The organism is Neisseria sp. P0008.S002 (genome assembly GCF_051962805.1).
Classification (GTDB): domain Bacteria; phylum Pseudomonadota; class Gammaproteobacteria; order Burkholderiales; family Neisseriaceae; genus Neisseria; species Neisseria perflava.
Genome location: NZ_JBQCUY010000004.1, coordinates 12064 through 37450, shown reverse-complemented (window position 1 = coordinate 37450; position 25387 = coordinate 12064). Strand labels below are relative to the sequence as shown.

Below are 25387 nucleotides of genomic sequence, written 5' to 3'. Positions count from 1 at the left end.
TTGACAACACTTACACCAGGCCATCTGAAAGCGTGTTTGTATTTTCAGCCAACCGATTTCACGACTTCCAAACACAATTTTAATTAAGGAAAACCAATGACTATTCTTATCACCGGCGGTACCGGTTTTATCGGTTCTCATACCGTTGTTTCCCTGTTGAAATCAGGCTTTAATGCCGTGATTTTGGACAATTTGTGCAATTCGTCTGCCAACATCCTCCCGCGCTTGGAAAAGATTACCGGCAAGTCTGTGCCTTTTTACCAAGGGGATATCCGTAATCGTGAAGTGTTGCGTCAAATCTTTGCGGAACACGATATTGATGCTGTCATCCATTTTGCCGGCTTGAAGGCAGTCGGTGAAAGCGTGGCCAAACCAATGAAATACTATGACAACAATGTGTCGGGCAGTTTGGTTTTGGCTGAAGAAATGGCGCGTGCCGGCGTATTTAAGATTGCGTTCAGCTCATCTGCTACGGTTTACGGCGATCCGGGTAAAGTACCTTATACGGAAGATATGCAACCGGGGGATACGACCAGCCCTTACGGCACGTCTAAGTCTATGGTGGAGCGCATTTTGACGGATATCCAAAAGGCCGATCCGCGTTGGAGCGTGATTTTGTTGCGCTATTTCAACCCTATCGGTGCGCATGAAAGCGGTTTGATCGGCGAGCAGCCAAACGGTATCCCAAACAATCTGCTGCCTTATATCTGCCAAGTGGCTTCAGGCAAGCTGCCGCAATTGTCGGTTTTCGGCGATGACTATCCTACCCCAGACGGTACGGGTATGCGCGACTATATCCATGTGATGGATTTGGCGGAAGGCCATGTGGCGGCAATGCAGGCGAAAAGCGATGTTTCGGGTGTACACCTGTTTAATTTGGGTTCGGGACGTGCTTATTCGGTATTGGAAATCATCCGTGCCTTTGAGGCAGCCTCCGGTTTGACCATTCCGTTCCAAATCAAACCGCGTCGTGATGGCGATTTGGCCTGTTTCTACGCCGATCCCGCCTACACCAAAGCGCAGACCGGTTGGGAAACCAAACGCGATTTGGCGCAGATGATGGAAGACTCATGGCGTTGGGTCAGCAACAATCCAAATGGCTACGACGATTAAGTTGACCTGATACAGGCCGTCTGAAAGAGATGTTTTCAGACGGCCTCTTTATCTGAAAAACACACTTTCTGTCTGCTATAATCCGTTTATATTATTTTGACTATCCTCTGAAACTTATGAAAAAAATCCTTGTTACCGGCGGCGCGGGCTTTATCGGTTCTGCCGTTGTCCGTCATATTATCCAAAACACCCAAGACTCTGTCGTCAATGTCGATAAGCTGACTTATGCCGGCAATTTGGAATCTTTGACTGAGGTAGCCAATAATCCTCGCTATGCTTTTGAACAAGTGGATATTTGCGACCGCGCCGAACTCGACCGCGTATTCGCACAACACCAGCCTGATGCCGTGATGCACTTGGCTGCGGAAAGCCATGTCGACCGCTCTATCGATTCGGCAGGCGAATTTATCCAAACCAATATCGTCGGTACATTCAATCTGCTTGAAGCAGCCCGCGCCTACTGGCAACAAATGCCGTCTGAAAAGCGCGAAGCCTTCCGTTTTCACCATATTTCTACCGATGAAGTCTATGGCGATTTGCACGGCACAGACGATTTGTTTACCGAGACCACGCCATACGCGCCGTCCAGCCCCTACTCTGCTTCTAAAGCGTCCAGCGACCACCTCGTCCGTGCATGGCTGCGTACTTACGGTTTGCCGACCATCGTAACCAACTGTTCCAACAACTACGGCCCTTACCATTTTCCGGAAAAACTCATTCCTTTGATGATTCTGAACGCGCTTGACGGCAAACCGCTGCCCGTTTACGGCGACGGTATGCAAATCCGCGACTGGCTGTTTGTCGAAGACCACGCGCGCGCGCTGTATCAGGTTGTTACCGAAGGTGTTGTCGGCGAGACCTACAATATCGGCGGCCACAATGAAAAAGCCAATATTGAAGTCGTCAAAACCATCTGTACCCTGCTGGAAGAGCTTGTTCCTGAAAAACCGGCCGGCGTGGCACGTTATGAAGATTTGATTACTTTCGTACAAGACCGTCCCGGCCATGACGTACGCTATGCCATCGACGCTGCCAAAATCGGCAGGGAGCTGGGCTGGAAACCTCAAGAAACATTCGAATCCGGCATCCGCAAAACAGTGCAATGGTATTTGGACAACAAAACCTGGTGGCAAAACGTATTGAACGGCAGCTACCGTTTAGAGCGTTTAGGCACCGGAAAATAAGTTTTCAGACGGCCTATTCCCATATTAGGCCGTCTGAAAATCATGCAAACACACACTACTCAGGAGAAAACCCATGAAAGGCATCATCCTCGCCGGAGGCAGCGGCACACGCCTCTATCCCATCACACGCGGCGTATCCAAACAACTGCTGCCCGTGTACGACAAGCCCATGATTTACTATCCCCTGTCCGTATTGATGCTGGCAGGAATCCGCGATATTTTGGTAATCACCACGCCCGAAGACAACGCCTCTTTCAAACGCCTGCTCGGCGACGGCAGCGATTTCGGCATTTCCATCAGCTATGCCGTGCAACCCAGTCCGGACGGCTTGGCACAGGCATTTATCATCGGCGAAGAATTTATCGGCAACGACAATGTTTGCTTGGTTTTGGGCGACAATATTTTCTACGGCCAATCGTTTACGCAAACATTGAAACAGGCCGCCGCCAAGACCCACGGCGCAACCGTATTCGGCTATCAAGTCAAAGACCCCGAGCGTTTCGGCGTGGTTGAATTTGACGAAAACTTCAACGCCCTGTCTATCGAAGAGAAACCGCAACAGCCCAAATCCGATTGGGCGGTAACCGGCTTGTACTTCTACGACCAACGCGTCGTCGAGTTCGCCAAACAAATCAAACCGTCCACCCGCGGCGAATTGGAAATTTCCGACCTCAACCAAATGTATTTGGAAGACGGTTCATTGTCGGTACAACTTTTGGGACGCGGTTTCGCATGGTTGGACACCGGCACCCACGAGAGCCTGCACGAAGCCGCTTCTTTCGTCCAAACCGTGCAAAACATCCAAGACCTGCAAATCGCCTGCCTGGAAGAAATTGCTTGGCGCAACGGTTGGCTTTCCGATGAAAAACTGGAAGAGCTGGCGCGCCCGATGGCGAAAAACCAATACGGCCAATATTTGCTGCGCCTGTTGAAAAAATAATGTTTGAGGCCGTCTGAAACTTTTCAGACGGCCTTTAGATGAAAGATAAAACGATGAACATCATTGATACCGCCATTCCTGACGTAAAACTGCTTGAGCCGCAAGTCTTCGGCGACGCGCGCGGCTTTTTTATGGAAACCTTCCGCGACGAGTGGTTCAAGACCCAAGTCTGCGACCGCACCTTCGTGCAGGAAAACCATTCCAAATCCAGCAAAGGCGTATTGCGCGGCCTGCACTATCAAACTGAAAACACACAAGGCAAACTCGTACGCGTGGTTGTCGGCGAAGTATTCGACGTAGCCGTCGATATGCGTAAAGGCTCCCCCACTTTCGGCAAATGGGTAGGCGAGATCCTGTCCGCAGAAAACAAACGCCAACTGTGGGTACCCGAAGGTTTCGCACACGGTTTCTATGTACTGAGCGACGAAGCCGAGTTCGTCTATAAATGCACGGATTATTACAATCCCAAAGCCGAACACTCGCTGATTTGGAATGATCCGACCGTCGGCATTGACTGGCCGTTGCAAGGCGAGCCGAACCTGTCGCCTAAAGACTTGGCAGGCAAAGTATTGGCCGAAGCCGTCACGTTTTAAAAAATAATTCGGGCCGTCTGAAAGAATGTTCCTCTTTTCAGACGGCCTACAATCCATTAATAACAATAATCGACGAAAACGCATTGTGAAAAACGCCTACATCCCCTCTCGCGGCATCCGCAAAATCCCCCATCTTTCCATCCTATTGCCTGAATTTCATATCTGCAAAGACGGAAAAGGAGCAGAGGCTGTTGTCGGCTGGGGTTTGCGCCCGACGACACATAAAGCGCGTGCTTTCGCCGCTGAACACCAGCTTCCCTTTATTGCATTGGAAGACGGTTTTTTACGTTCGCTCGGCCTGGGCGTCGCCGGCTATCCGCCCTACTCCATCGTCTATGACGACATCGGCATCTACTACGACACCACACGTCCTTCGCGTTTGGAACAACTGATTCTCGCTGCTGATACCATGCCGTCTGCAACCTTGGCTCAGGCGCAACAGGCGATGGATTTCATCCTGCAACACCATCTGTCCAAATACAACCACGCGCCCGAACTTTCAGACGATCATCCTTTGCGCTCCCCATCTAAGTCTGAAACCGTCCTCATCATTGATCAAACCTTCGGCGATATGGCCATCCAGTATGGCGGCGCAGACGCCTCTACGTTTGAACTGATGTTTCAGACGGCCTTAAATGAAAACCCACAAGCCGATATCTGGGTCAAAACCCATCCCGATGTTTTGTGCGGCAAAAAACAAGGCTATCTGACCCAACTGGCGCAGCAACACCGCGTCCATCTTTTGGCAGAAGACATCAATCCGATTTCTTTGTTGCAAAACATCGATAAAGTTTATTGCGTTACCTCGCAAATGGGTTTTGAGGCGCTTTTATGCGGCAAACCGCTGACCACTTTCGGCCTGCCGTGGTATGCCGGATGGGGTGTAAGCGACGACCGCCACCCACAAATCGACAGCCTTGTTCAAACCCAACGCCGCGCCCCCCGCAACTTGCTGCAGCTCTTTGCCGCAGCCTATCTGCAATACAGCCGCTACCTCAATCCCAATACCGGCGAAGCAGGCAGCCTCTTTGATGTTATCGACTATCTGGCGACGGTCAAACGCAAAAACGACAAATTGCGTGGTGAGTTATATTGCGTCGGCATGTCTTTGTGGAAACGCGCGGTTGCCAAACCTTTCTTTAACGTACCCTCATGCCGTCTGAAATTTATCGCCTCCACACAAAAACTGGCAGGGGTCAAACTATCCAACGATGCACGCATCCTTGCTTGGGGCAACGGCAAAGAGGCCATCGTCCGTTTTGCCGAACAACACAACATCCCCCTGCTGCGCATGGAAGACGGCTTTATCCGCTCGGTCGGGCTTGGTTCTAATTTAGTCCCACCACTGTCGCTCGTTACCGACGATATGGGCATTTATTTCAACGCCGAAACCCCGTCCCGTCTTGAACACATCCTGCAAAACCAAAACTTCGACGATCAAGACTTTCAGACAGCCTTGAAACTGCAAAAAATGCTGACCGAAAACCACATCAGCAAATACAACGTCGGCAACTCAGACTTTACCGCCCCATCAACCGACAAAACCGTGATCCTCGTTCCCGGCCAGGTTGAAGATGACGCGTCTATCCGCTATGGTTCACCCCAAATCTATCGCAATCTGGATCTGCTCCGTACCGTACGCGAACGCAATCCCGATGCCTATATCATCTACAAACCGCATCCCGATGTAGTCAGCTGTAACCGCATCGGCCATATTTCCCCTGAAGATGCTGCACAATATGCCGACCAAACCGCCGAACAAGCCGATATCCTGACCTGTCTCCAATACGCAGACGAAGTTCATACCATGACTTCGCTGACCGGTTTTGAAGCCTTGTTGCGCGGCAAAAAAGTCAGCTGCTACGGCCTTCCTTTCTATGCAGGTTGGGGGCTTACCCAAGATCTGCTCCCCATTCCGCGCCGCAACCGCAGGCTTGAGCTTTGGCAGCTGATTGCCGGCACGCTCATCCACTACCCCGACTACATCCACCCCGAAACCCATCAGGCCATCAATGCGGAAACTGCAGCCCAAATCCTGATACGACAAAAAAATATGCAAAAAAACAACAACGGATTACATCGCGGGTACTTTGCTAAAAAATTAGGTAAAATCAAACAACTATATCGATCTTTCAAATAAATACTATCTAAATTAACGATATATCATAAACTTACCTCTATTGAGGCATCATTGCTTTTGCATCGTTAATTCTCTTGGCGTATGCTTAAAAGTTCAACCTAAAACTATTACATAAAAAACAAAACCACATTGCGACATGAAACAGACCGTCCTCAAAAACAACCTGCAAAGCCTGCTTGAAAGCGCAGAAAACATCCTGCTGCTTCAAGGTCCTGTCGGCGATTTTTTTCTGCGCCTTGCCAATTGGCTGACTGAAAACGGCAAAACCGTACATAAATTCAACTTTAATGCAGGCGACGACTATTTTTATCCGCCTACTCAAGCGCATACCGTTGCTTTTAACGACAGCTACGATGCCTTTCCTGAATTTTTGCAAGAATACATCGTTCAACATCACATCCAGGCCGTTGTCTGCTTTGGCGACACACGTCCCTACCATCTCCTGGCCAAACGCATTGCAAACGAAAACCAAGCCAGTTTCTGGGCATTTGAAGAAGGCTATTTCCGTCCCTACTACATCACCTTAGAAAAAGACGGCGTCAACGCATTCTCCCCGTTGCCGCGCTGTGCCGACTTTTTTTTGGAACAATTTCCCAAGCTGGCCCAGCAAGAATACAAAGCGCCGACACCGGTACGCGGCGGGTTTACGCCCATGGCCAAAAACGCCGTCCGTTACTATATCGAATTGTTCCGCAATCCGAACAAGTACCCGAACTACATCCACCACCGCGCATCCAATGCCGGCCATTACCTCAAACTGTGGTCGATCTCCATCCTCAAGCGTTTGAACTACTATATTGAAGACATCCAAATCGCCAAACGCGTGGAGGCGGGCAAATACGGCAAGTTTTTTATTGTTCCCTTGCAGGTATTCAACGACAGCCAAGTCCGCATCCATTGCGACTTTTCCAGCGTCCGCAGCTTCCTGCTCCATGTTTTGGCCTCCTTTGCCGCACACGCGCCTGCCGATACCAACCTCATCATCAAGCATCATCCGATGGACCGCGGCTTTATCGACTACTGGCGCGACATTAAACGCTTTATCAAAAAACACCCCAAACTCAAAGGCCGTATCACTTACGTCCATGATGTCCCCCTGCCCGTTTTCCTGCGTCACGGCCTTGGTATGGTTACCATCAACAGCACCAGCGGCCTGTCCGGATTGATCCACAACATGCCTGTCAAAGTCCTCGGCCGCGCCCATTACGACATTCCCGGCATAACTGACCAAAATACCTTGGCAGAATTTTGGAATCATCCGACACCGCCTGACAAAGAGCTGTTCCATGCCTACCGTATGTACCACCTCAACGTGACCCAAATTAACGGTAATTTCTACAGTCAGGTGTTTTTCCCCAACAAAAACACCTCCGACTCTTCTACACCAGCAACCTGACTTAGTGAAGGAAAAGTTCAGGCCGTCTGAAAAATATTTCAGACGGCCTGAAACAATCAATACCTTTGCTACTGCCATGTAAATAAAACACAAAAACCTGCATTTATCATTAACAATAAATTACAAAAACAGTATAATGGCCGAGCTGTCATGAGCGCATACCGACTCAACCTGAGCCCTTTGTAACGCACAAAATATGGATGTCCCTAGGCAAAACAATATAACAAGCCAAGCATCCTAAAGATACGCCAGCAAGGCAATACACTCTGCAAAACTGCGCCGAGCAATATTTTTACAAAGCCCTCAACCGGTATCGCCGCCCATATGCCGCAGCATCCGTCTTCCACTTTATATCCGCCCGCAAACCATGACCGCCGCTCCTGATATCCTCTACCGGCAAGCCGCCGCCCTTTTGGAACAATCCAATACCGCCCAAGCCCTGCCCCTGCTGCAACAGGCGGCAGAGCAGGGTTATGCGGAAGCTGCTTTCGCATTGGGCAACCATCTGCTGCAAAACGGCCAACCGGAGCAGGCACTTTCATGGTTGGAAGCCGCCGCGGCCCAACGCCATCCCAAGGCACTCTTTACCCTGCTGCAACAACGCGAACACAACGGCACCCCGACCGGACAGCTTCTTAACGAATACGCCTGGCTGGGTGAGCAAGGTCACCCCGAAGCCCAATTAATCCTCATGCGTTACCACGCACAGCGCAATGATCCACAATCCCTCTACTGGGCGGAGCTTGCCGCTGCCCGATATGCTGCGCCTGCGTATTACCATCTGGCACGCCATCATCAACGCCAAGGCGACGTTGAAACAGCCATCGAACAATACGAAAAAGCGGCCGCACTCGGCGTAACTGCCGCCTGCTGGCAACTCGGTCAAATCTACTTTTACGGCACAGGCATCAGCCCTGACCACGCACAAGCCAAACAATATCTCGAACAAGCCGCTCAAGCCGGCCACATCGCCGCACAAACCCTGCTGGCCGACCTTCTTGCCGCCAAAGGCCGACCCGAAGCCTTGGAATGGTATCGTCGTGCCGCCGATAAGGAACACGCGGAAGCACAGGCCAAGCTGGCCCAATATGCCCTAACCGGCGAACTTTCCGAACGCGATCCGTTTCAAGCGGCGCGCTATGCCAAAGCCGCCGCCGAGAAAGACCATCCCGAAGCCCTAAAAATCATGGGCGACCTCTACCGCTACGGCCTCGGCATAAAAGCCGACAACCATATCGCTCATGATTACTACCACCGGGCTGCCGCGCTGGGTTCTGCCGCTGCCGCACAAAAACTCATCAGCGACGCCGCGCTGTACCATCCGCAACAATACGAACAAATCAAAACAGCCGCCCTGCAACAGCAACAAACCGAGACTATCTACCGTTTGGCAGAAGCACAAGCCCACGCCATTGGCCGTCCTGTCGACTATAATGCCGCGCGCAAAAATTACATGGAAGCGGCCGAGTTCCATCATAAAAATGCGGCGGCAGCCTTAGGCCGCATCTACCATTACGGCCTCGGTACGGCACAAGACCCTCGGGCGGCCGCCCACTGGTACGCCATCGCTGCCGAACAAAACCACCCTTCCGCCCAATACCACCTCGCCTGTTTTTACTATCACGGACAAGGTGTAAGCTGCCATGTTCCGACCGCCTGCTACTGGCTGCAGGCCGCCATCAGCAACGGCCACACTTCGGCCGAATCATTAACATCCCTATTAGAACAATGGCGCCACGAAGTGCACCATACCATCGGACAAAAGGCCGTCTGAAAATATTTACACTCGCATTTTTTGACAATCTTTAACTATTCCCCTAATATTTGCCAGTTATTTTTCACGGACACGTCATTGTTTTCATTTCTTTCTGAAAACGCCTTGTCCGCGCATCAATACCATGACACTCGGCGGATAACGCCAAGCGTTGAAACACACTACATCCGGAACAAAAACGGATGCTCGGAAAAACATTTCTAGGAGGTGAAACAACATGGAATGGGAATTCAACAGTTATTACACACTGATTGCCGCCACGCTCGTGTTGCTGGTTGGTAAATTTCTGGTTCAAAAAATCAAATTCTTACGAGACTTCAATATTCCCGAGCCGGTCGCCGGCGGTTTGGTTGCCGCTATCGTCCTGTTCGCCCTGCACGAAGCCTACGGCGTCAGCTTCAAATTTGAAAAACCGCTGCAAGATGCGTTCATGCTCATCTTCTTTACATCCATCGGTTTGAGCGCCGACTTCTCCCGTTTGAAAGCGGGCGGTTTGCCTTTGGTTATCTTTACCGCCGTGGTGGGCGCATTTATCATCGTCCAAAACTTTGTCGGTGTCGGCTTGGCGAGCGCATTGGGCTTGGATCCGCTGATTGGCCTGATTACCGGTTCGATTACCCTGACCGGTGGTCACGGTACCGCCGGTGCATGGGGTCCTGACTTTGAAAGCAAATTCGGCCTGACCGGCGCAACCGGCTTAGGTATGGCTTCTGCAACATTCGGCCTGGTATTCGGCGGTTTGATCGGTGGTCCTGTTGCACGCCGTCTGATCAACAAAATGGGCCGTAAACCTATCGTCAAAACTGCCAAATCCGACGACAACGATGCTACTGATGACATCTTCGAACAAGCACAGCGCACTCGCCTGATTACGGCTGACTCCGCTGTCGAAACGCTCGCGATGTTTGCCGCATGTTTGGCTTTTGCCGAAATCGTGGACAGCTACGACAAAGCCTTCTTCGACTTGCCTAAATTCGTATGGTGTCTGTTTGCAGGCGTGGTCATCCGCAACGTCCTGACTGCCGCCTTCAAAGTCAATATGTTTGACCGTGCCATCGACGTATTCGGTAACGCCTCCCTGTCACTCTTCCTGTCTATGGCTCTTCTGAACCTGAAACTGTGGGAATTGACCGGTCTGGCAGGCCCTGTGACCATCATCTTGGCCGTACAAACCGTCGTGATGATTCTGTACGCCACTTTCGTTACCTACGTCTTCATGGGTCGCGATTACGACGCTGCCGTATTGGCGGCCGGTCACTGCGGCTTCGGTTTGGGTGCCACCCCGACTGCCGTTGCCAACATGCAGTCCATTACCCAAACTTTCGGCCCGTCTCACAAAGCCTTCTTGATTGTACCTATGGTCGGTGCGTTCTTCGTTGACTTGCTCAACGCCGCCATCCTCTCCGGCTTTGTCAGCGTCATCAAAGGCTGATACATCTGACATAGAAAAGCACTTGCCGCATTTACTTGCTGCAAGTGCTTTTGTTATGATAGGCACGTCAGGCCGTCTGAAAGGCCGTCATCTTCAGGAGTACCCATGTACAAAAAAACTGCTTCCGTATTGATTTTAAGCACGATTCTTCTTGCCGCATGCAGCAAAGAAGAGCCGAAAGCCGCGCTTGATTGCGCCCAACCGGCCACACTGCAAAACATCCGTACCACCATCGAAGACACCCTCAAACAACAAGCGCGCTCCTTCGCCCGCAATGACAACCGCCAATTCATCGATGCCGACAAAATTATCGCCGCCGGCCTCGAATTAGAAACCCTGCTTGAAGACCCCAAAGAAACCGAAGACAACGGCAAAGCCATCTGCCGCGCCAACCTCAAAATCCGCATTCCCGACACCATCCTCAAAACGGCCATAGACAACAGCCCACTGATTTACGGCAATACCCCGTTGTCCGACATGCTCGAACAAAAACTGATGGGCAGCAACCTGACTTTTGAAAACAACACGTTCAGCACCACTCTGCTCTACACCCCTGACAAAGACGGCAAACTGGTTCTCGAAGACAACACCCTGAGCACCACAGCCCAAACCCTTTCCGCCACCCTGCTGCCCTACGGCGTGAAAAGCATCGTCATGATAGACGGCAAACCAGTATCCAAAGAGCAGGCCATCAAGCTGCTGCAAAACCAAAACACAGAAGAGCCGCCGACTGTCAATCCGCAAGACATCCTCGAAAACAACGCCGCCAGCCAAGCCGTCGGCTTGACCGATGATGACGATAATTCAGACTACGAAGTCCTGCGCCCTGACCGTGAAACTCCGCGCAACGAACCGCCCGGTCTCAGCCAAAGCGAACTCGACAACGCGCGTGCGCAAAACCGTCAGGCAGACGGCGAGATCAATGACCTATGGGGCGGCATGGACAGCGATGTCAAACAACAAATCCTCGGCGAACAACGCGCCTGGATTCAAAGTAAAAAACTCAACTGCCAACAAGCCGCCGCGTCCGCAGACAGCGCTGCGCAAGCAGAATACCTGCGCCTGCAGTGTGAAACCCGTATGACCCGCGAACGTACGCAATACCTGCGCGGCTATTCCATCAACTAAAACCGATAAGGCCGTCTGAACATTCAGACGGCCTACAAGAAAGCACATCACATCATGCAATACCGAATCCACCGTGAAGGCGACGCCCAAAACACACCATCTTCAGCCTCCACCCCTGTCGACAACTGGGAACGCAACACCCTGCGCGAAGTCCTCCTCGCCGCCTACCAAGAACAGCGCCGCGCCCGCATTTGGCGCAATATCTGGCGCGGCGTCGCCGTCCTCATCTTTCTCAGCCTGATCTTCGGCCTCGCAGAAGAAGAAGGAAAAACCACGAGCATCCAAGCCCGCAGCGAACACACCGCCGTTATCGACCTGACCGGCGAAATCGGCAACGACATCGACGACCAAGTCCAAATCCTGCGCGACAGCATGGAAGCCGCCTACGAAAACGGCAACGCCAAAGCCATCATCATCCGCGCCAACAGTCCTGGCGGTTCGCCTGTTGTGTCCAACACGGCCTTTAATGAAGTTCGCCGCCTCAAAGCCGAACACAAAGACATCCCTGTTTACCTCGTTGCCGAAGACATGTGCGCTTCCGGCTGCTACTACATTGCCGCCGCAGCCGACAAAATTTACGCCGACCCTTCCAGCATTGTCGGCAGCATCGGCGTGATCGGCGGCGGTTTCGACTTTACCGGCCTGATGGACAAAGCCGGTGTCAAACGCCGTCTGAAAACCGCCGGCAGCAACAAAGGCATGGGCGACCCTTTCACGCCTGAAACACCGGCACAAACCCAAATTTGGGAAACCATGTTGGGCGATATCCACCAAGAATTCATCAAAGCCGTCAAACTCGGCCGCGGCGCAAGGTTGAAAGACAAACAGTATCCCGACGTTTTCAGCGGACGCATCTACACCGGCAAAGAAGCCAAACAGGTCGGCCTGATTGACGACTTCGGCAGCATTTACAGCGTCGCCCGCGATGTTGTCAAAGCCCCCGAGCTGGTCAACTACACGCCGCAAGACGATTTCAGCAAAATGCTCAGCCGCCGCTTCGGAGCGGAAGTGAAGGCCAAAGTCAAAGAAACTTTGTCTGAAATTTGGTAAACCAAAAAACCAAAAGGCCGTCTGAAACCCAAATCATGGGGCTTCAGACGGCCTTTTTTATATCGTTTTTCAAATAAAACGCTGATTATTGTCCGAACATTTATCGGCTTCATAAACCAACAGGCAAATATCCCTGATGATGCTTTTATGGGAACACATTACGCCTGCAAACGATTAAACCTCCATATTTCAGACGGCCTGTTTCTGCATATTGTGCGCCATGTCCAGCGCGGCTTGAACGGCGGTAATCAGGCTGCCGGAATCGGCTTTGCCCGTGCCTGCCAAGTTCAAGGCCGTGCCGTGATCGACAGAAGTGCGGATAAAGGGCAGGCCGAGAGTGATATTCACGCCTTCGCCGAAACCGGCATATTTGAGCACCGGCAGCCCTTGGTCGTGATACATAGCGAGGACGGCATCGACATCTTTGAGCAGGAAGGGTTGGAACACGGTATCGGCCGGATAAGGGCCGCGCGCGTCTATGCCTTCGGCCTGCAGGGCATGAAGCGCCGGAATAATGGTGTCGATTTCTTCGTGTCCCAAATGGCCGCCTTCGCCCGCGTGGGGGTTGAGGCCGGTAACGAGGATGACCGGTTTGGCTATGCCGAACTTATGGCGCAGGTCGTGTTCAAGAATGCGGACAACCGACTCGATTAAAGGCTTCGTGATGGCGGCGGAAATATCTTTCAGCGGCAGATGAGTGGTCACCAATGCCACACGCAGGCCGCCGCCGGTCAACATCATGACGACTTGTTCGGTATGGCTTTTTTCGGCGAGGTATTCGGTATGGCCGCTGAAAAAGCCGTTGCCTGCGTGGGCATCGTTGATGATGCCTTTATGCAGCGGCGCGGTCACCATACCGGCAAACAGGCCGTCTGAAATGCCTTGATACGCCGTATCCAGCAGTCGGAGCACATACGCGGCATTGGCAGGATTGAGTTCGCCCGCCCGACACTCGGCATCTAAAGGAATATGCAGGACTTCGAGTTCGCCTTTGGGCAACAGATCAGCCGCTTGGGCTTGAAAGTCGCGCAAGATGACGGATTTGCCGAGCTGTTCGGCCCTTTGCGCCAACAGGTTTTTGTCGCACAAAACAACGGGGCGGCAAGGAAGGTCGGCGAAAGCCAAATCGAGGCAGATGTCGGGGCCGATGCCGGCCGGTTCGCCGGACGTGATAGCGAGAATGGGAGCAGTCATGGTGTTTCTCAGTACGGTTTACAGTATTTGGACAACAGCCAGGCAAAATGCCTGCCCTACTTTTGCAGATTAACACAAATACAAAAAGGCCGTCTGAAAACAGTTTTTGCTTGGTCAAACTGTTTTCAGACGGCCTTGGCTGTTTACCGTTTTACACTTAAGAACGGCGGCCAATCATGCGGTACAAAACATCGTGGCCTTGAATGCGATGGACGACAACCATGGCAATGTGGCCGGCGACCAGCGCGAAGAGCAGCCAGCCAAGTTTGCCGTGCGCCATATTGCCGAGGTTGGACATCCATTCGATTTTCTCAGGCGAACCCTGCATCACTTCGACACCAAATACTTTCAACGGGCCGCGGCCGCCGCCGTATTGGCGGATCATGCCGATAACGGGAACGGCAAGCATGAGGACGTAAAGGGCAAGGTGGCCTGCTTTGGCGGCAAAGCTGTCGGCGGCAGGACGTTTGGACGCATTGAGCAAAGCCCAAACAATGCGCACGGCAATCACCAGCAGCGTGATGAAACCGATGGATTTATGCACGCCGAAGAGCGATTTGACCCATTCTTCGCCATCGTAGATGGTCCAAACGGTAATGGTGGAGAGAATGCCGATGAAACCGAGTACGGTCAGCCAGTGCAACGCGCGCGCGACGGCATCGTAGGTTTGTGGGCGTGTTGTAGTGGTCATAATGTTTCCTTGTTTTTGATTTGTTTGGTTTTTTGAATCGGCGGCATTGCAACAAAAATGCCCAACCAATTATGTTGCCTTTTTGAAGAGATTTCGTAAATGTTTGGAAAATTTGAAGAAACGGCGGTTTTATCCGTCAGGCTGCCCGGGCCGTCTGAAAACAAGGGCAGGAATACCACCTTCTATGCCGAACTCGGGCTAAAATAGGCGTTTTTATTCTCGGGTACGCATCGATGCAGGTTTGGATTCGGCGGTTTGCGCTGTTGCTTCTGTCTTTGGGTTTCTTAGCGGTCATGGTGGCCGCGCCTTTGCTGTCGCTGGCGTTTTACGACGGCGAAGGCGCTTGGGCGGAAGTGGTGGCTGATGACTATATGCGCCTGCGCTTGGGCTGGACAGTGGCGCAGGCGGTTTTGACCTGCGTCTTAGTCACGGCTTTGGGCGTGCCTGCGGCGTGGGTGCTGGCGCGGATGGACTTTGCCGGACGACGCACGGTTTTGCGCCTACTGATGCTGCCTTTTGTGATGCCGACTTTGGTGGCGGGCATGGGCGTGCTGGCCTTGTTTGGCGCACACGGTATGCTGGCGGCAGGTTGGCAGGATACGCCGTGGCTGCTGATTTACGGCAATGTGTTTTTCAACCTGCCGGTTTTGGTGCGCTCGGCGTATCAGGGATTTGTGCGTGTGCCGCAGGCGCGGTTACTGTCGGCACAATCTTTGGGCGCGGACGCGTGGCGGCGGTTTGTCTGGGTCGAATGGCCGGTGGTGCGCGCGTGGGTTGCCGGTGGCGTGTGCCTGGTATTTTTATATTGTTTTTCAGGCTTCGGACTGGCCTTACTGCTCGGCGGCGAACGTTTTGCAACGGTGGAAGTGGAAATCTACCGGCTGGTGGCGTACGAGTTGGACATGGCGCGTGCGTCGGTGCTGGTGTGGCTGGTGCTGGCGGTTACGGCGGCGGCAGGAGGTTTGTATGCGTATTGGAGCAAGCGCGTGGCGGTGGATAAGTCGGTCTCGCCTTTGCCTCCGCGTGCGCCGATATGGGCTTGGGAAAAATGGCTGACAGCAACGGTATTGGCCATGTTGGCAGTATGCTGCCTGCTGCCTTTGGCGGCTGTGTGGCTCAAGGCGGTATCGGCAGGCTCTTCGTGGGCAGTCTTGCTGGAAGCGCAAACGTGGGCGGCAGTGTGGAACACCGTCCGTTTCTCGGCAGCAGCGGTGGCGGCGGCAACGATATTGGGCGTGCTGTATGCGGCGGCGGCACGGCAAATGGCGTGGTTGCGCGCGCTGATGTTTTTGCCGTTTATGGTGTCGCCCGTGTGCATCGCGTTCGGCGTATTGTTGCTCTATCCGCAGTGGACGGCTTCGCTGTGGCTGCTGACGGCGACTTACGCGCTGTTGGCGTATCCGTTTGTGGCCAAAGATGTATTGGCTGCGTGGGACAGTTTGCCCAAAGATTACGCGGCGGCGGCTCGTACTATGGGCGCAAACGGTTTTCAGACGGCCTGTTATGTCACCGCGCCTTTATTGAAACCGGCTTTGCGACGCGGTCTGACTTTGGCTTCGGCAACGTGTATCGGCGAATTTGCGGCCACATTGTTCCTATCGCGCCCCGAATGGCAGACGCTGACCACTTTGATTTACGATTATCTCGGACGCGCCGGTGCGGACAATTACGGACGGGCGATGGTGTTGACGGCGGTATTGACCGCTTTGGCTTTGACGGCATTTTTGCTGGTGGACGAAGCGGAAGGGCAAAAGGCCGTCTGAACGTGGTCGGCTCAAATTCCCTTCACTTTCACTACACTATTGCCGCGCCTTATATCGAAAATTGATTGAATCCGCTATATAATTTGTTTTTAACCGCACTCAACACGACCTATCATGACCGACTTAGAAACCAAACGCCTTGAAACCCAAGCCATGCTGGACAATGCCGACTTGCTGTTTGACCAAGAACAATGCCGCGCGGCCTTGCAAAAAGTTGCCGACGACATCACCCGCGACTTGGCTAACAAATACCCCATGCTGCTGCCTGTCATGGGTGGCGCAGTGGTGTTTACAGGACAGCTGCTGCCGCTGTTGCGCTTCCCTCTGGACTTTGACTACGTCCACGTTTCCCGCTACGGCGACAAACTCGCAGGCGGCGCGTTCAACTGGAAACGCATGCCCGACCCCGAGCAAATCAAAGGCCGTCATGTAGTCGTTTTGGACGACATTCTGGACGAAGGCCACACCATGGCCGCCATTCAGGAAAAACTGTTGGAAATGGGCGCAGCAAGCTGCCGTGCGGCCGTGTTTGCCAACAAACTGATCGACAAAGAAAAACCGACCAAAGCCGATTATGTCGGCTTGGACGTACCCAACCGCTACGTCTTCGGCTACGGCATGGATGCCGCCGGCTGCTGGCGCAACCTCGGCGAAATCTACGCCTTAAACAATAAATAAAACAAAGGCCGTCTGAAAAATCTTCAGACGGCCTCAACCCCAATAATAGGAACACATCATGATAGGTTTGTTAATCATTACACATGAAACCATAGGTGAAGCCTATCGCGGTTTGGCCGACCATTTCTTTCCCAACGGCTTCCCCGAAAATCTCCACATCCTCGGCGTACAGCCCGATGAGGATCAAAATGACATCATCAACAACGCCATCGCCGCGTTGCAGGAATTTCCCAACAACCGCGGCGTGCTGATCATGACCGACATCTTCGGCGCAACCCCATGCAACGCCGCACGTCGGCTGGTGCGCGAAAACAAATCCGCCATCCTGACCGGCCTCAACGCCCCGATGATGATTAAAGCCATCCAATACTCATCACAAGCCGAAAACCTCTCCGACTTCACCGAAACCGTCAAAGAAGCCGCCATCCGGGGCATTTTCGCCATTACATCCGCACCTGAAGACCTGATGTGCAAAGAACACGGCTAAGGCCGTCTGAAAACATTCACTTTACGAACATTACATTTAGGGGACATCCATGCTCAAACAAGAAATTGAAATCATCAACAAACTCGGCCTGCACGCGCGCGCTTCCAGCAAATTCACCCAAACCGCCTCCCAATTCCAAAGCGAAGTCTGGGTCACCAAAAACGGTAACCGCGTCAACGGCAAAAGTATCATGGGCCTGATGATGCTGGCCGCCGCCAAAGGCACCGTGATTGAGCTGGAAGCAGAAGGCGCAGACGAAGCCGCCGCCATGCAGGCGTTGACCGACCTCATCAACGACTACTTCGGCGAGGGCGAATAATGAGCATCGTCCTACACGGTGTAGCCGCGGGCAAAGGCATTGCCATCGGCCACGCCCACCTCATCACGCGCGGCACGGCGGAAGTCCCTCAATACGACATTGATCCCGACAAACTCGATGCCGAAGTTGCCCGTTTCGACAACGCCATCAAAGCCACGCGCAAAGAATTGGAACAGCTGCGCGGCGCAATTCCCGAAAACGCCCCGACCGAATTGGGCGCATTCATCTCCCTGCACCTGATGCTGCTGACCGACGTTACCCTCTCGCGCGAACCCATCGACATTTTGCGCGAGCAGAAAATCAACTCCGAATGGGCATTGAAACTGCAAAGCGACAAGCTCGCCGCCCAGTTCGACAGCATCGACGACGACTACCTGCGCGAACGCAAACAGGACATGCTTCAAGTCGTCCACCGCATCCACAACAACCTTGTCGGCCAAAGCAACGAAATCAACCTCGCCGGTAACCTGCTTGACGACACCGTCCTCATTGCGCACGACCTCTCGCCTGCCGATACCGTACTATTCAAAGAGCAGCACATTACCGCCTTCGTAACCGATGCCGGCGGTCCGACCAGCCACACCGCCATCTTGGGCCGCAGCCTCGACATCCCGTCCGTCATCGGCCTGCACAACGCCCGCAAACTCATTACCGAAAACGAAATCGTCATCGTCGACGGCATCAACGGCGTCCTCATCATCGATCCCGACGAAGTCGTCCTCAACGAATACCGCCGCCTCGCCCGCGAATACCGCAGCCACAAGCGCGAACTCAACAAAATCAAAAAAACCGCCGCCACCACGGCCGACGGCATCAACATTGAGTTGCTCGCCAACATCGAATCCGCAGAAGACATCAAAGCCCTGCACAACTTCGGCGCAGACGGCGTCGGCCTGTTCCGCAGCGAATTTCTTTATCTCAACCGCGACAGCATGCCGACCGAAGACGAACAATACGAAGTCTATGCCGGCATCGTCAAAAAACTCAAAGGCAAAAACATCACCATCCGCACCGTTGACTTGGGTGTAGATAAAAATCCGCGCTGGTTCGGCCAAAACAGCACGCCCAACGGCAGCCTCAACCCCGCGCTCGGCCTGACCGGCATCCGTTTGTGCCTCGCCGAGCCGGTCATGTTTCGCACCCAAATGCGCGCCATCCTCCGCGCCGCCGCCCACGGCCCCGTGCGCATGATGTGGCCGATGATTACGTCCATTTCCGAAGTGCGCCAATGCCTTATCCATCTGGACACGGCCCAACGCCAGCTGACCGAACGCGGTGAAACCTTCGGCCCGGTCAGCATCGGCTGCATGATCGAAATCCCGTCCGCCGCCATGACCGTCGGCAGCATCCTCAAGCTCGTCGACTTCGTTTCCATCGGCACCAACGACCTGATTCAATACCTCCTGTCGGTCGACCGCGGCGACGACAGCGTCAGCCACCTCTACCAACCCGGCCACCCTGCCGTCCTCAAAACGCTGCAACACATCATCCGCACCGCAAACCGCATGGAAAAAGGCGTGTCCATCTGCGGCGAAATGGCCGGCGATACCGTCTTCACCCGACTGTTGCTCGGCATGGGCCTGCGCCGCTTCTCCATGAACCCCAACAACCTGCTTTCGGTTAAAAACATCATCCTGCACAGCAACACCGGCCATCTCGAAAACGATGCCGCCAAAATCCTGCGCTGCGAAGACCCGGAAAAAACCGAGAAGCTGATTAAAATCCTCAACCAAAGCGAACAGGCGGAATCACAGGCCGTCTGAACCTCCGGCAAGGGCGTGTTTCGATACACGCCCTTTTTATTCGTCCCCATTTTGGGTTTACGCTCGATTCTCCCTCAAGCCCCTTCTTCCCTATTTCGCTATTTCAAAAACCAACCTTTTTCACTTTTCCCCAATACTGCTTACAGGCCGTCTGAAAAATAGATGGCGCAAGTAAAATAAAACTTTTATGGCCACACCAAAGGCCGTCTGAACCCCAATTACAAGGTTTCAGACGGCCTGCTGTATTCAACCGTATATCTTTTATTTTCTTTGCAATAAATGACCCTTTGCCTATTTCTTCCAACTACTGCCCACTATGGCTTTAGGCACCCATATCATTCCTTTTCACTAGGTCTTCAGTATACCCAAACATTATCCCTTTATTTTAATGATGCAACTTTTTACTCTAAAATATGTCTATTCTCATGTTTCACTTGAAAAAAGATTCAATACCTTGTAAATTTATAAAAGATAATAGTTATCATTATATTTTAAAGGAATAGTTCATGAGATTTACGCAACTTTCTGCTTTAATTGCCGCTGCAGCTTTATCAGTCGGCTCCGTATCCGCTTTTGCCAAACCGGTTCAGCTGACCGATACCATCGGCCGTAAGGTAACTGTCGACCTGCCTGCCAAGCGTGTGGTTTTGGGCTTCTACTACCAAGACTACATGGCCATCGGCGGTAAAACCGCGCTGGACAACGTTGTCGGTTTCTCCAAAGCAGTTTGGGCCGACTGGGCGCCGCCAAGCTGGGCGGCATTCAGCAAAGCCGTGCCTAAACTGAATCAGCTGACCGACGTGGGCGAAGTGGAAGTCGGCACTTTCTCGATTGAGAAAGTATTGGCGCTGAAACCCGATTTACTAGTTTTGGCCGAATGGCAATACAAGGCTTTGGGTTCCGATCTCGACCGCATCAACAAAGCCGGCATCCCCATCGTTGTGTTGGACTACAACGCGCAAACGGTCGCTAAACACGTTCAATCAACCAAGCTCATCGGCACGCTGACCGGTCAGCAGCAAAAAGCTGACAAACTGGCGGCAGACTACAAACGCGTCGCCGACACCATCCAAGCGCGCGTACAAAAAGCCAACCTGCCTAAGCCTAAAGTGTATGTCGAGTTCGGCAACAAAGGCCCTGCCGAACACAGCGTTACCTTCGGCAAGAGCATGTGGGGTTCGATGGCGACGCTGGTCGGCGGCAACAATATCGCCGCTTCTTCGGTCGAGTTCTACGGCCCAATCAATCCTGAAAAAGTCCTCGCCGCCAAACCCGACGTGATCGTGATTACCGGCCGCGAAACCGAATTGAAGAAAAACCCTGCCGCCATGGTGATGGGCTGGGGCATTCCAAAAGCCGAAGCGGAAAAACGCTTGGCAGGCTTTGCCAAACGCGCCGGCTGGGCAAACCTGCCTGCGATTAAAAACAACCGCCTCTACGCCGCCTACCACGCCAACTCGCGCACGCTGTCCGACAGCGCATCGATTCAGTTTATGGCCAAAGCGATTTATCCGCAGTTGTTTAAGGATTTCAACCCGGAGAAGACCTATCTGGACTTCTACCGCCAAAACCTGCCCGTCGTACCAAACGGCACGTTCTACCTCTATCCGAAAGGACAATAAGGTAGTTTAGATTTTCAGACGGCCTTTTAAATCGTAAGGCCGTCTGAAATTTTTGCGGAAGAAAAAGGCAAACCTGTTCTCCCCTTTCACAACACTCTTTTTTAAAGGTTTGAAACATGAATGATTCGGTTGTCGCCGAGATTGTGAAAAACCAGCGCAAGTTGGAAGGCAAGCGTTGGTTGATTGTGTTGATGTTTTTAGTCATCGCCGCGGTCAGTTTCCTATTCGACATCGCTACCGGCCCTGCGATGACGGACACGCTGCCCGTCGGCGAAGTGGTCAATGTTTTGCTGGGCAAACCCGATGTCGATGAAATGAACCGCCTGATTGTGATGGATCTGCGCCTGCCGATTGCGGTAATGGCCTTGGTGGTCGGAGCGGCTTTGGGTGTCGGCGGTGCGGAAATTCAAACGCTGTTGAACAACCCAATGGCCAGCCCTTATACGCTGGGCTTGGCGGCGGCGGCAGGTTTGGGCGCGTCGATGGTGATTGCGTTCGGCGGTTTCGGGCTGCCGGAAACGGTCGCCGTTCCCATCGGGGCGTTTGTGATGACCATGCTGGCTTCGGGCATCTTGTTTCTGTTTGCCTCGGCGCGCCGTTTCAATTCGGCGATGCTGGTGCTGGTGGGGATTGCACTGTTGTTTCTGTTTCAGTCGATTTTGTCGCTGATTCAGTTTATCGCCGCGCCTGAGATTTCGCAGCAGATTCTGTTTTGGCTGTTCGGCAGCCTGACCAAGGCGACTTGGGAGACGGTCATCGTTACGGCGGCGGTTACGGCGGTGTGCGTGCTGCTGCTTTCGCGCGATGTGTGGAAGCTGACCGCGCTACGCTTGGGCGAAGAACGCGCCGTCGGGCTGGGCATCAATCTGCAACTTTTGCGCCTGAAAACGCTGGTGCTGGTGGCGGTGATGACGGCGACGGCAATCAGTTTCGTCGGCGTCATCGGCTTTATCGGACTGGTCGCGCCGCATGTGGCGCGGATTCTTTTGGGCGAAGACCAACGTTTCTTCCTGCCCGGCGCGATGCTGGCGGGAGCGGCGTTTTTGTCGGTGGCGAGCGTGTTGTCCAAGGTAATTATCCCCGGCGCGCTGTTTCCGGTGGGGATTGTTACGTCGTTTGTCGGCGTGCCGTTCTTCTTCTGGATTGTATTAACGAAACGATAGGCCGTCTGAAATGTTGAAACTTGAAAACGTACACATCCGGCGCGGCGATTATGTGGTCGCCGACAGTATCGATTTGACGCTGGAACAAGGCAAAGTCTATTCCGTGCTCGGCCCCAACGGTACGGGCAAATCCTCGCTGATGAAAACGATTTTCGGCGAAGTGGCGCACAAAGGCACCATCCGCTACGGCGACGAAGCGTTGAGCAAAATCCACCTGCAAAGCTGGCGCAAACGCATAGGCTATATGCCGCAGGACACCGCCGCCGAAGCCTCGCTGACCGCGCTGGAAGTCGTGTTGCTCGGCCGCATGGACGCGCTGCACATGCACGTCGGCGACGAACTGCTGCACGAAGCTGCAAGTATCATGGCGGAGTTGGGCATCGGCCATCTGGCGCACCGCGACGTCATGCGGCTTTCCGGCGGACAGCGACAGCTTGTGATGTTTGCCCAAGTCATGCTGCGCCGTCCCGAAATCCTGATGCTGGACGAACCGGTCAGCGCGCTGGATATGCACCACCAACTCAATCTTTTAGAACGCGTGGTGCAATACACGCATGAACACAATCTGGTTACGCTGATGGTCTTGCACGATTTGAGCCTCGCCGCACAGTTTTCAGACGGCGTGATTCTGCTCGGCGAAGGCAAAGTACAGGCGCAGGGTGCACCGCAGGACGTATTGCAGGCGGACATGATCGGCAGGCTGTACAAAGTGGACATCGAACTTTTATACGACAGCAAAGGCCTGCCCGTTATCCGCCCGATGCGGCAATCCTAGCTGGGAAATCTGCCATCAAGAAACCAGCCCCAGCAATCATTTTATACTCTTCACAAAAAGGACTTTCCCATGAAAAAATCACTCTTCCTCCTGATGCTGACCGCCTCCCTCGGCGCCTACGCCGCCAATCATGAAATCAAAATGCTCGACAACGGCAAAGACGGTAGCATGGTGTTCGAGCCAGGCTACGTCAACGCCAAAGTCGGCGACACTGTTACCTTCAAAGCTACTAACAGCGGACACTGGGTGCAAAGCAAAGCCCTGCCCGACGGCGTTGCCGACTTCCTCTCCGAAGACGGTAAAGACTTCACGCTCAAGCTCGACAAAGAAGGCGTGTATGTCTATACCTGCCCGCCGCACCGCATGATGAACATGAGCGGCGTGATTCAGGTCGGCAAACCGGTGAACAAAGCCAAAGCGCAAGCCGTTGTCGATGAAATGGAAAACCGCGCCATGCAAAGCAAAGGCCGTCTGAAAAAATATATGGCCCAAGTGAAGTAAACGCGTTTATGCCTGTATTAAAGGCCGGCTGAAACCTTTCAGACGGCCTGTTTCCTTTGCGTAAAACACGCATCAAAGCTATATCTTCCGTTTCAGTTTCCGATAAAATAGGCCTATTCCGACACAAGACCCGTAAGCATGATACGCCGCCTTTACGCCACGCTGTGGCACCTCGCCCCCTTCCTGATCCGCCGCCACCTGCGCCGCCGCGCCCTCAAATCCCCAGCCTATCTCGAGCATTGGGACGAGCGTTTCGGGCAGGCGTATCCTAATCCCGTACAACGCCCGATTTGGATACACGCCGTATCCGTCGGCGAAACGCGTGCGGCCGAACCTTTGGTGCAGGCATTGCGCCGCCATTTTCCCGACTCGCCGTTTCTGATTACCCAAATGACGCCGACCGGCCGCGCCACCGCGCAATCCCTGTTCCCCGATGCGCAATGCCGTTACCTGCCCTACGACAAATCCGAATGGGTCGCCCGATTTTTAGCCGAACACCGCCCCATCTGCGGCATTTTGATGGAAACCGAAATCTGGCCCAACCTGATGCACGGCTGCAAAGAAGCAGGCATTCCCCTCTTTTTGGCCAACGCGCGCCTCTCCGAAAAATCCCAACGCGGCTACCTCAAAATCCGCAAGCTGGTCGAGCCTGCCATGCAGAGCCTCTCCGGCTGCTTTGCCCAAACCGCCGCCGATGCCGAACGCCTTCACCTTATCGGCGCGTCCAACGTCCACGTCTGCGGCAACACCAAATACGACATCGCGCCCCCCGACGACTTGCGTCCGCTTGCCGTCGCCTTTAAAGAACGCATCGGCGCACGCCCCGTCGTCGTCTGCGCCAGCACGCGCGTGTACAAAGGCACGGATGAAGCCGAGCTGCTCCTCAAAGCATGGCAGGGCTACCGCGGCAATGCCTTGCTGGTCATCGTACCGCGCCACCCTGAAAACTTTCAGACGGCCTATGATACCGCCAAATCGCTTGGTTATACCGTCCAAAAACGCAGCGACGGACAACCCGTTTCCCCAGATACACAAGTTTGGATAGGCGACAGCATGGGCGAACTGGCCGCCTACTACCTCAGCGCAGATATTGCCTTCGTCGGCGGCAGCCTCGTTGATGCCGGCTGCCAAAACATCATCGAACCCATCTCCTGCCGCGTCCCCACCCTCTTCGGCTACTCCAACTACAACTTCGCCCAAGCCTGCAAAGGCGCAGTCGAAGCCAAAGCCGCCGTCCGTGTCGAAACCGCCGAAGCCTGGTACAGAACCACGCGCCAATACCTCGACGATGAAACCCTGCGCCAACAACTGATCAGCCACACCGAGCAATTCATTTCGCAACACCAAGGCGCCAGTGCCAAAATTGCCAAAGCGATTGCAGATTGTTTGAATCAGCGTTAAACAATAAAAAACCGCCCGTTCATGACAAACAGGCGGAAACTGAAAAACAGTTTTTTGTTTTCAGCCGTTTAATTGACTAAGAGCAGGAACAGGGTTAAGATAATCCTAACGACTGTCCGCAGTCTCAGCCATGAACGACCCGTGCGAGTGGTATGTTTCATGATTGAAACCATCCTTTCTAGGGCGGTTTCAGCACAAAGCCCCACTGCAATGGGGCTTTTTTGCTACCAGCCCCGCGATAATTATACCCAAACTTCCTAAAATCATTCCAAACAAATTT

Annotated in this window: 22 protein-coding genes; 20 read left to right on the top strand and 2 right to left on the bottom strand. The window is 53.3% G+C overall.

Going from position 1 to position 25387, the window contains the following annotated elements; translation table 11 throughout:
• Window positions 1-96: 96 nt before the first annotated feature.
• The 10 genes from galE (at window position 97) to ACTHSA_RS05270 (ending at window position 12750) form a co-directional block, all read left to right on the top strand.
• The gene (gene galE, locus ACTHSA_RS05315; RefSeq protein ID WP_004519079.1) at window positions 97-1113 is read left to right on the top strand and encodes a UDP-glucose 4-epimerase GalE; all 1017 of its coding nucleotides are present in this window, start codon (window positions 97-99) and stop codon (window positions 1111-1113) included.
• Between the two features lie 116 nt (window positions 1114-1229).
• Entirely contained in the window at window positions 1230-2297 is a 1068-nt protein-coding gene (gene rffG, locus ACTHSA_RS05310; RefSeq protein ID WP_049335785.1) for a dTDP-glucose 4,6-dehydratase, read from the top strand.
• Window positions 2298-2370: 73 nt separating this feature from the next.
• On the top strand, window positions 2371-3237 hold the full coding sequence (rfbA, locus tag ACTHSA_RS05305; protein WP_070606309.1) for a glucose-1-phosphate thymidylyltransferase RfbA: 867 nt from the start codon (window positions 2371-2373) through the stop codon (window positions 3235-3237).
• Window positions 3238-3290: 53 nt separating this feature from the next.
• Window positions 3291-3830, top strand: coding sequence for a dTDP-4-dehydrorhamnose 3,5-epimerase (gene rfbC / locus ACTHSA_RS05300; RefSeq protein ID WP_440367175.1), 540 nt, complete (start codon window positions 3291-3293; stop codon window positions 3828-3830).
• A 25-nt stretch (window positions 3831-3855) separates the two neighbouring features.
• Window positions 3856-5970: a capsular polysaccharide biosynthesis protein gene (locus tag ACTHSA_RS05295; RefSeq protein ID WP_440378829.1), complete on the top strand. Its 2115-nt coding sequence runs from the start codon at window positions 3856-3858 to the stop codon at window positions 5968-5970.
• Between the two features lie 136 nt (window positions 5971-6106).
• Window positions 6107-7366 (top strand): capsule biosynthesis protein, encoded by a 1260-nt coding sequence (locus tag ACTHSA_RS05290; protein ID WP_440368039.1) that lies wholly within the window; start codon window positions 6107-6109, stop codon window positions 7364-7366.
• Window positions 7367-7733: 367 nt separating this feature from the next.
• A complete protein-coding gene (locus tag ACTHSA_RS05285) occupies window positions 7734-9140 on the top strand; it encodes an SEL1-like repeat protein (RefSeq protein ID WP_440378828.1) in 1407 nt (468 codons plus the stop codon).
• 217 nt (window positions 9141-9357) lie between these two features.
• Window positions 9358-10572 carry a sodium/glutamate symporter gene (gene gltS, locus ACTHSA_RS05280; protein WP_440378827.1) on the top strand — a complete coding sequence of 405 codons (1215 nt, stop codon included), beginning with the start codon at window positions 9358-9360 and terminating at the stop codon, window positions 10570-10572.
• Between the two features lie 105 nt (window positions 10573-10677).
• Window positions 10678-11700, top strand: coding sequence for a lysozyme inhibitor LprI family protein (locus ACTHSA_RS05275; protein WP_440367791.1), 1023 nt, complete (start codon window positions 10678-10680; stop codon window positions 11698-11700).
• A 54-nt stretch (window positions 11701-11754) separates the two neighbouring features.
• On the top strand, window positions 11755-12750 hold the full coding sequence (locus ACTHSA_RS05270; protein WP_049332939.1) for a S49 family peptidase: 996 nt from the start codon (window positions 11755-11757) through the stop codon (window positions 12748-12750).
• A 189-nt stretch (window positions 12751-12939) separates the two neighbouring features.
• Here ACTHSA_RS05270 and pdxA read toward each other — a convergent pair whose 3' ends face one another.
• Both pdxA and ACTHSA_RS05260 read right to left on the bottom strand, forming a co-directional pair.
• Window positions 12940-13944 (bottom strand): 4-hydroxythreonine-4-phosphate dehydrogenase PdxA, encoded by a 1005-nt coding sequence (gene pdxA / locus ACTHSA_RS05265; RefSeq protein WP_440367789.1) that lies wholly within the window; start codon window positions 13942-13944, stop codon window positions 12940-12942.
• Between the two features lie 157 nt (window positions 13945-14101).
• Entirely contained in the window at window positions 14102-14635 is a 534-nt protein-coding gene (locus tag ACTHSA_RS05260; RefSeq protein WP_004519093.1) for a cytochrome b, read from the bottom strand.
• A 233-nt stretch (window positions 14636-14868) separates the two neighbouring features.
• Here ACTHSA_RS05260 and ACTHSA_RS05255 point away from each other — a divergent pair, with 233 nt between their 5' ends.
• The 10 genes from ACTHSA_RS05255 to waaA all read left to right on the top strand — a co-directional run bounded on the left by ACTHSA_RS05255 (window position 14869) and on the right by waaA (window position 25107).
• Window positions 14869-16398, top strand: coding sequence for an ABC transporter permease (locus ACTHSA_RS05255; protein ID WP_004519095.1), 1530 nt, complete (start codon window positions 14869-14871; stop codon window positions 16396-16398).
• 114 nt (window positions 16399-16512) lie between these two features.
• A complete protein-coding gene (locus tag ACTHSA_RS05250) occupies window positions 16513-17076 on the top strand; it encodes a hypoxanthine-guanine phosphoribosyltransferase (RefSeq protein WP_440378826.1) in 564 nt (187 codons plus the stop codon).
• A 58-nt stretch (window positions 17077-17134) separates the two neighbouring features.
• Complete coding sequence (locus tag ACTHSA_RS05245) at window positions 17135-17563, top strand: PTS sugar transporter subunit IIA (protein WP_004519097.1); 429 nt, start codon at window positions 17135-17137, stop codon at window positions 17561-17563.
• A gap of 49 nt (window positions 17564-17612) precedes the next feature.
• The gene (locus tag ACTHSA_RS05240; protein WP_004519098.1) at window positions 17613-17882 is read left to right on the top strand and encodes an HPr family phosphocarrier protein; all 270 of its coding nucleotides are present in this window, start codon (window positions 17613-17615) and stop codon (window positions 17880-17882) included.
• Complete coding sequence (ptsP, locus tag ACTHSA_RS05235) at window positions 17882-19645, top strand: phosphoenolpyruvate--protein phosphotransferase (protein WP_440367490.1); 1764 nt, start codon at window positions 17882-17884, stop codon at window positions 19643-19645. The genes ACTHSA_RS05240 and ptsP overlap by 1 nt, the downstream gene beginning before the upstream one ends.
• Before the next feature lie 506 nt (window positions 19646-20151).
• Window positions 20152-21267, top strand: a complete 1116-nt coding sequence (locus tag ACTHSA_RS05230) for an ABC transporter substrate-binding protein (protein WP_250581252.1) — start codon at window positions 20152-20154, stop codon at window positions 21265-21267.
• A 116-nt stretch (window positions 21268-21383) separates the two neighbouring features.
• On the top strand, window positions 21384-22430 hold the full coding sequence (locus ACTHSA_RS05225) for a FecCD family ABC transporter permease (RefSeq protein ID WP_440367488.1): 1047 nt from the start codon (window positions 21384-21386) through the stop codon (window positions 22428-22430).
• A 10-nt stretch (window positions 22431-22440) separates the two neighbouring features.
• Window positions 22441-23205 (top strand): ABC transporter ATP-binding protein, encoded by a 765-nt coding sequence (locus ACTHSA_RS05220; RefSeq protein ID WP_315116836.1) that lies wholly within the window; start codon window positions 22441-22443, stop codon window positions 23203-23205.
• Window positions 23206-23274: 69 nt separating this feature from the next.
• On the top strand, window positions 23275-23706 hold the full coding sequence (locus ACTHSA_RS05215) for a plastocyanin/azurin family copper-binding protein (RefSeq protein WP_049349290.1): 432 nt from the start codon (window positions 23275-23277) through the stop codon (window positions 23704-23706).
• A 138-nt stretch (window positions 23707-23844) separates the two neighbouring features.
• Window positions 23845-25107 (top strand): lipid IV(A) 3-deoxy-D-manno-octulosonic acid transferase, encoded by a 1263-nt coding sequence (waaA, locus tag ACTHSA_RS05210; protein WP_440367483.1) that lies wholly within the window; start codon window positions 23845-23847, stop codon window positions 25105-25107.
• Window positions 25108-25387: the final 280 nt, after the last annotated feature.

What these genes read in the sequence shown, in the direction of transcription:
- galE (WP_004519079.1), top strand. Translation starts at nt 97, where the DNA reads ATGACTATTCTTATCACCGGCGGTACCGGTTTTATCGGTTCTCATACC.
- rffG (WP_049335785.1), top strand. Translation starts at nt 1,230, where the DNA reads ATGAAAAAAATCCTTGTTACCGGCGGCGCGGGCTTTATCGGTTCTGCC.
- rfbA (WP_070606309.1), top strand. Translation starts at nt 2,371, where the DNA reads ATGAAAGGCATCATCCTCGCCGGAGGCAGCGGCACACGCCTCTATCCC.
- rfbC (WP_440367175.1), top strand. Translation starts at nt 3,291, where the DNA reads ATGAACATCATTGATACCGCCATTCCTGACGTAAAACTGCTTGAGCCG.
- ACTHSA_RS05295 (WP_440378829.1), top strand. Translation starts at nt 3,856, where the DNA reads ATGTTCCTCTTTTCAGACGGCCTACAATCCATTAATAACAATAATCGA.
- ACTHSA_RS05290 (WP_440368039.1), top strand. Translation starts at nt 6,107, where the DNA reads ATGAAACAGACCGTCCTCAAAAACAACCTGCAAAGCCTGCTTGAAAGC.
- ACTHSA_RS05285 (WP_440378828.1), top strand. Translation starts at nt 7,734, where the DNA reads ATGACCGCCGCTCCTGATATCCTCTACCGGCAAGCCGCCGCCCTTTTG.
- gltS (WP_440378827.1), top strand. Translation starts at nt 9,358, where the DNA reads ATGGAATGGGAATTCAACAGTTATTACACACTGATTGCCGCCACGCTC.
- ACTHSA_RS05275 (WP_440367791.1), top strand. Translation starts at nt 10,678, where the DNA reads ATGTACAAAAAAACTGCTTCCGTATTGATTTTAAGCACGATTCTTCTT.
- ACTHSA_RS05270 (WP_049332939.1), top strand. Translation starts at nt 11,755, where the DNA reads ATGCAATACCGAATCCACCGTGAAGGCGACGCCCAAAACACACCATCT.
- pdxA (WP_440367789.1), bottom strand. Translation starts at nt 13,944, where the DNA reads ATGACTGCTCCCATTCTCGCTATCACGTCCGGCGAACCGGCCGGCATC.
- ACTHSA_RS05260 (WP_004519093.1), bottom strand. Translation starts at nt 14,635, where the DNA reads ATGACCACTACAACACGCCCACAAACCTACGATGCCGTCGCGCGCGCG.
- ACTHSA_RS05255 (WP_004519095.1), top strand. Translation starts at nt 14,869, where the DNA reads ATGCAGGTTTGGATTCGGCGGTTTGCGCTGTTGCTTCTGTCTTTGGGT.
- ACTHSA_RS05250 (WP_440378826.1), top strand. Translation starts at nt 16,513, where the DNA reads ATGACCGACTTAGAAACCAAACGCCTTGAAACCCAAGCCATGCTGGAC.
- ACTHSA_RS05245 (WP_004519097.1), top strand. Translation starts at nt 17,135, where the DNA reads ATGATAGGTTTGTTAATCATTACACATGAAACCATAGGTGAAGCCTAT.
- ACTHSA_RS05240 (WP_004519098.1), top strand. Translation starts at nt 17,613, where the DNA reads ATGCTCAAACAAGAAATTGAAATCATCAACAAACTCGGCCTGCACGCG.
- ptsP (WP_440367490.1), top strand. Translation starts at nt 17,882, where the DNA reads ATGAGCATCGTCCTACACGGTGTAGCCGCGGGCAAAGGCATTGCCATC.
- ACTHSA_RS05230 (WP_250581252.1), top strand. Translation starts at nt 20,152, where the DNA reads ATGAGATTTACGCAACTTTCTGCTTTAATTGCCGCTGCAGCTTTATCA.
- ACTHSA_RS05225 (WP_440367488.1), top strand. Translation starts at nt 21,384, where the DNA reads ATGAATGATTCGGTTGTCGCCGAGATTGTGAAAAACCAGCGCAAGTTG.
- ACTHSA_RS05220 (WP_315116836.1), top strand. Translation starts at nt 22,441, where the DNA reads ATGTTGAAACTTGAAAACGTACACATCCGGCGCGGCGATTATGTGGTC.
- ACTHSA_RS05215 (WP_049349290.1), top strand. Translation starts at nt 23,275, where the DNA reads ATGAAAAAATCACTCTTCCTCCTGATGCTGACCGCCTCCCTCGGCGCC.
- waaA (WP_440367483.1), top strand. Translation starts at nt 23,845, where the DNA reads ATGATACGCCGCCTTTACGCCACGCTGTGGCACCTCGCCCCCTTCCTG.